General features: G+C 72.7%; 4 protein-coding genes. All 4 read left to right on the top strand.

All coding sequences use genetic code 11. From position 1 onward, the window contains the following. Positions 1-1444: phage tail protein (locus tag V6M87_RS26900; protein ID WP_332879750.1), on the top strand; the 1444-nt coding region annotated here is incomplete at its 5' end. Positions 1445-1465: 21 nt separating this feature from the next. Then, positions 1466-4000 (top strand): hypothetical protein, encoded by a 2535-nt coding sequence (locus V6M87_RS26895; protein ID WP_332879749.1) that lies wholly within the window; start codon positions 1466-1468, stop codon positions 3998-4000. A 2-nt stretch (positions 4001-4002) separates the two neighbouring features. Beyond that, positions 4003-5124, top strand: coding sequence for a hypothetical protein (locus V6M87_RS26890; protein WP_332879748.1), 1122 nt, complete (start codon positions 4003-4005; stop codon positions 5122-5124). A gap of 4 nt (positions 5125-5128) precedes the next feature. Then, positions 5129-5708 (top strand): hypothetical protein (locus V6M87_RS26885; protein WP_332879747.1); only part of this gene is annotated, 580 nt, incomplete at its 3' end.

Below are 5708 nucleotides of genomic sequence, written 5' to 3'. Positions count from 1 at the left end.
GCGCAGCCCGGCCGGCAGCGAGCTGCCGTGGCGCGGCGAGGCGGGCGACGCCGCCGCCGGCACCTGGGGCACGCTGCTGCAAGGGACGCACGGGCGCTGGCTGCAGATCCGCATCACCTTCCAGGGCGACGGCAAACAAACGCCCTTGCTGCGCGGGCTGCGCGCCTGGTTCCCGCGCTTTTCGTACGCGCGCCAGTACCTGCCACCGGTGTATGCCAGCGACGCCGCCGGGGCCGATTTCCTCGACCGCTTCCTGGCCCTGTTCGAAGGCGATCTGACGCGCTGGGAAGAGCGCATCGCCGCCGCCCAGTGGCTGTTCGACGCGCGCACCGCGCCGGCCGCCACGCTCGACTGGCTGGCCGGCTGGGTCGGGCTGGTGTTCGACCCGGCAACCGACGAGGCCCGCCGGCGCCTGCTGCTGCGCCACGCGATGACCATCCACGCGCGGCGCGGCACCGTGCCCGGATTGCTGCTCAGTGCAACGCTGGCGTGGGAAACCACGGTCGACGAAACCTGGCTGCGCGAACCGGAACAGCTGGCAGAGCGCGTGCATGGCCTGCGCCTGCAGGAGATGTACGGCCTGCTGCCAGCGTTGCCGACCAGCGCCTGGAACCCGGCCGCGGCCAGCCGCGCGCAATTGCTGGCGCAGCTCGATGGCAATGCGGCCCTGGTCGATCCGACCGCGCCGGACGAGAATGGCGCGCGCCGCGCCACCCTGCTGCGCGCCTTCGGCTTCATTGCGCGCGCGCCCATCGAGGAGGCGCAGCTTTGGGCCGCCTGGGTCAAGGCGCGCGCGCTGGTGAATACGGCGGCCACCTTCCCGGTGGACGAAGCGGCCGCTGCGACCGAGCGCAGCGCCTGGGGCGACTACCTGGCCGCCAGCGCCCCCTGTGCGCCGTTGCGCCAGCGCTGGCAAGACTTCCTGGCGCGACGCTGGCGCCGCATCTCCGCGCTGAACGCCGCCTGGGGCACGGCCTGGCGCGATTTCGCGCGCATTCCCACGCCGCTGGCGGTGCCGGCCACCGACGCCGCGCTGGCCGACTGGCATCGCTTCGAAGCGCGCATCGTGCGCACCCTGGGCAGCGCCCACCGCTTCCGCATCGTCCTGCCGCTGCCGGACGCGGGCACCGGCGCCGAACTCGACCTGGATGAACTGGCGCGCCGCCGCGCCGCCGTGCTGCGCGTAATTGACGCGGAAAAGCCGGCGCACACCGTCGCCGAGGTGCGCTTCGGCTTCGACCTGTTTCGCGTCGGCGAGGCCCGGCTCGGCCTCGACACGCGCCTGGAAGCCGGTCTGGGGCGCCGGCCCGAACTGGCCGCCCTCGGCTGGACCGGCGGCCCCTTCGCGCCGGCCGTCCTCGGGCGCATCGACCTGGGCGGCGCCCGGCTGGCGCCAGTGCGCCCCTTGCCGCCACCCGACCGCATCAGCCTGGACCACGGCTGATACCCCACCACAGGAGATACCATGGGCTGCTGCACCGGCTACACCTTCACTTCCGCCCCCGACGCGGCGCTGGACCCGAACCAGCGCGTCAACTTCACCTTCGGCATGGTGCTCGGTGTCGACGACTTCCGCCAGGAGCATGCCTACCTGGGGGCACGCGACGAACGCGCGCTGCGCGCGCTGATCGGCTACGGCGCCATTAGCGGGCTCGATGTCGACACCGTCGTCACCGGCGGCCAGGTGGCGGTGCGCGTGACGCCGGGTCTGGCGCTGCTCCCGGACGGCAAGCTGGTCGGGGTCAAGGCCGCGCAGTGCGCGCGGCTCGACGAATGGCTGGCCGGTCCCGGCAAGCCTGAACCCGGCCGCACCGGCAAGGCCAGCGTGTATGTGGTGCTGCGCCATGCGGAGGTGACCGGCACGCCGGTGCCGATCCCGGGCGAACCATGCCGCGACGAGAGCGCGCTGCTGGCCGACTCGCGCATCGCCGACAGCTACACGCTGGACTTCAGCTGGACCGCACCGGCCCAGGCCGAAGACGACGCGCTGCGCACCTTCGCAGCCTGGCTGCGGCGGGTCGATATTCTGCCGACAGGCGGTACCCCGCTCGATGCCTTCCTCGCGGCGGTCGAGGCGCAGGTAACGGCGGCAATCGCGCATGCCGCGCCAGCCTTTGCGGCACCGCCGCTGGCCGCGACGCCACTGCCGGACCCCGATCCTGCCGGCGCTCAGCTGATCATCCCGCGCGACCAGTACACCACCTACATCAACGCTGCGTTCGACGTCTGGGTGCGCCGCCTGCGCGCCGCGGCGCTGGCGCCGTTCGGTCCGGTGCCGGCGGCCGATCCGGCCCATGCCGCCGCCGACGCCGGCCTGCTACTGGCCGCACTCGACCTGGAGCTCAACGCCGGCAACCTGGTGTTCCCGCCGGCGCCGGGCCAACCGGCCGTCGCGCGCTGGCTCGGGCGCGCCCAGCTGGTGCACCTGCAAATGCTGCAGCAATGGCTGATCAGCAGCAGTGCGACCGACGCCCCGGTCGGTGCCGACTATGTGCTCGGCCGCGCCGACCCGCACCTGCCCAACGCCCAGGACCTGCTGGCCGATTTCGCGCTCACCGACCACGCGCTCGCGCGCATTGACCTGGTGGCCGCGCCGCTGCCCGGCAACCCCGACGCCCGCAAGGCAGTGCTGCGGCCGGCCGTGAAGTGGCCGGGTGGCGCAGGCGAAGACGGTGGTCCCGATTACTACGGACCGGCCATGACGGCGCCGATCCCGGTCGGCGACGGCGGCACCGGCCAGAGCGACGCGCCGGTGCTCGGCCAGTTGCTGGTCGGGGTAGCTGGCACGGAAGACCTTCCGGCGCATTTCAGCCTGGGTGACCTGCTGCCGGTCGAACGCCCCCAGGAGGGCGATACAGCGGCGCTGGCCAACCTGACGGTCGACGTGACCAGCGCCGCACCCGACATCCTGATCGACACCATCCAGGACATCGGCCCGCAGGACAGCCCGCAGTTCGCCGGCCTGACCGTGGATGGCGCACTTACTGCCGGCGCGCTGACGCTGGACACGCCGTTGTCGACCAGCTCGGGCGGCACCGGCCAGAACGCCGTCCCGGCTGACGGCCAGTTGCTGGTCGGCGTGGCCGGCACTGGCGAAGATCCGGCGCGCTTTGCGCTGGGCGACCTGCGCGCCGTCACCCGCTTCGTGGACAGCGGCGCCGACATGCACGCCAACCTGACGGTCGACGTGACCAGCGCCGCGCCCGACATCTTGATCGACACCATCCAGGGTATCGGCCCGCTCGACAGCCCGCAATTCGCCGGCCTGGCCATCGATGGCGAGGCCATGGCCGCCGCGCTGACCCTGGCCACGCCACTGCCGATTGCCTCGGGGGGCACCGGGCAGGCGGCGCTGCCGCAGCGCTTGCAGGTGCTGGTGGGCGAGCGCGAAGGTGACGGGGGCGATTTCGTCCTGGCCCGGCTGGCCGACAGCGACACGGTGTCGGTCACGCTGCAAAGGATGGATCGACAGGACGACTGGCGCATCCAGTTCGACGCCCTGAGCAGCGGCATTGTGCTGCCGCTGGCCGTGGACCAGGGTGGCACCGGGCTGAGCGCGAACACCAGTCCGGGGCAGATCCTGCTTGGCGACGACGCCGGCACGTTTGGACTGGGCGGCGTGCGTCCGGCCACAGAGGGACGCCACATCGCAGTGGCGTTGGACGGGCCCGACCTGACCATCGACACCACACCGCAGACCCATTGGGCCACGCGCATCGTCGGTGATACCAGGGACGCGTTGAAGGAGGACGACCACGTGGTGCTGCTGGTGGCCGCAAGCGACGGCGTCGTGTTCGCTCTGGGCGATCCTGAAGACGAGCGGGTGGTCATCATCAAAACGGCCAGCAGGGCCACGTTCGCGGAACTGGTACGCAAGGAGCGCGGCGACAGCAACGAATTCATCGACAATGCGCCGAGCGTGAGACTGGGCGCTTTCCAATCGGTGACGCTGATTGGCAACAGCAAGCTGGCACGCTGGTTCGTTATCGGGAGGACTTGAGCATGGCCATCACCGGAATCAGCCTGAACCAGCCGCTGGCGGCCAGCGGCCCGGCGCGCACCTATTTTTTCAATGGCCGGCTGCTGTCGGCCGAGGACCTGCGGCGCGAACAGGTGCTGCGCGAAGCGGGGCAGCGCGGGCTCGCCCGCTTGCTCGGCTGCGGCATCGCGCGTGGACTGGGCGTTGCCTGGTCAGCCGGCAGCAGCGAACTGACGGTGAGCGCCGGCCTGGGCGTGACAGCGGCCGGCGACGTCATCGAAACGGGCGACTTCACGCTCGACCTGGCTGCCGCACGCCTGGCCGGCCCGGCCGGCGGCTTCGCCGATTGCAAGAGCGCTTTCGGCGACGGCGCCGCTGCGGCCGGCCTGTATCTGCTGGTGCTCACGCCCGACTCGATTGCAGACGGCCGCGCGCCCACGCTGCTGGGCGACGTCGGCGCCTGCAACCGCAACGTCGAACTGCCGGCGGTGCGCGCACACCTGGTGCCGCTGCGCGCGCCGGAAGGCGCCAGCGCCAACGACCTGCGCAACCGGGTCGCCGTCGCGCTGCTGGCGCCGGCCACCCGCAAGCTCGGCTGGATTCCGGCCAGCATGGCGCCCACGCTGGCCGCCAGCGACCTGCCGCTTGCCGTGCTGCGGCTCGCCCTGTCCGCGCAGGTGGAATGGGCCGACCCCGAGGCGGCGCGGCGCAACCTGGCGCCGGCGCCGGACGCCGCCGCCGATGCGCTGTGGCCGCGCGCCGGCCGCGTCGAGATGGAAGCCTTCGCGCGCCAGTTCGCAGCGCAGTTGCGCGGCAGCGGCGCCCTGCCCGCCGCGCGCGCCGCCGATAGTCCACCCGAGTCGGACGACTATGCCCTGCTGCCGCCCGTGGTGCTGCTCGATGCACCCACGCGCGCGCGCTGGCAGGCGGTGTTCGGTGCGCTCGGCAACCTGGCCCTGCCCCCGGGCTGGCCATTCAGCCGCGAGCGTTTCGTGCTGGCGCTCGAAGGCGGCCTGAATGACACGCCGGTCGCACGCGACGAGGCGCAATTGCAGATCATGCAGCTCACGCCCGCGGATCGCGCCGGCCCGCAATGGCTGCTACGGCTGCGCGCGCGCGACAATCCGGACGCACCGCTGCCCTGACGCCATGCCTGCCGCCACGCTCAACATCGCCCGCCTGCATGCGCACGCCAGCACGCACGAGCCGCTGATCGCGCGCCTGGCGGCCGAAGCCCTGGCGGCCGAAGTGGCCGCGGCACTGCCGCCGCTGCCGCCGCAGTCGGTGCTGATACTGCGCCGGCTGGCACTTGCACTGCCGCTGCGCGCGCTCGCGCGGTTGCCCGATGCGCGCTTGCGCCTGCAGGTCGCCGCTGCCGCGCGCGCTGCGATTGCCGACGCCGCCGCGCACGCCGGCCGGCCGGCACTGGGACCGGTCGGCGCCGATGCGCCAGCGGTCTGGTTCGGCGACGAAGCCGAACTGCTTGCGTGCCTGGCGTGCGACGCTCTTGCGGGCCGGCTCGATCACTGGTGGTGGCGCCAGCTGCTTGGCCGCGCGTATCCCGACTGGGTCAGCGCCTGGATCGATCGTCCGGCCGTAACGGCTGCCGCCTTGCGGCTGCTGGCGCGCACCGGTTTGCGCGCTGCTGCGTGCAAGGTGCTGGCGCCGCGCGGCGTGCTGGCGTGGCTGCCGGCGATGCCGGCCACCGTGCCGGGGCAGGCACCGGCAC

It is taken from the genome of Massilia sp. S19_KUP03_FR1 (assembly GCF_036688685.1).
GTDB lineage: Bacteria > Pseudomonadota > Gammaproteobacteria > Burkholderiales > Burkholderiaceae_D > JALYUM01.
The sequence above is the reverse complement of the archived record's forward strand: the minus strand, read 5'-3'. Positions and strand labels throughout refer to the sequence as shown.

What these genes read in the sequence shown, in the direction of transcription:
- V6M87_RS26895 (WP_332879749.1), top strand. Translation starts at nt 1,466, where the DNA reads ATGGGCTGCTGCACCGGCTACACCTTCACTTCCGCCCCCGACGCGGCG.
- V6M87_RS26890 (WP_332879748.1), top strand. Translation starts at nt 4,003, where the DNA reads ATGGCCATCACCGGAATCAGCCTGAACCAGCCGCTGGCGGCCAGCGGC.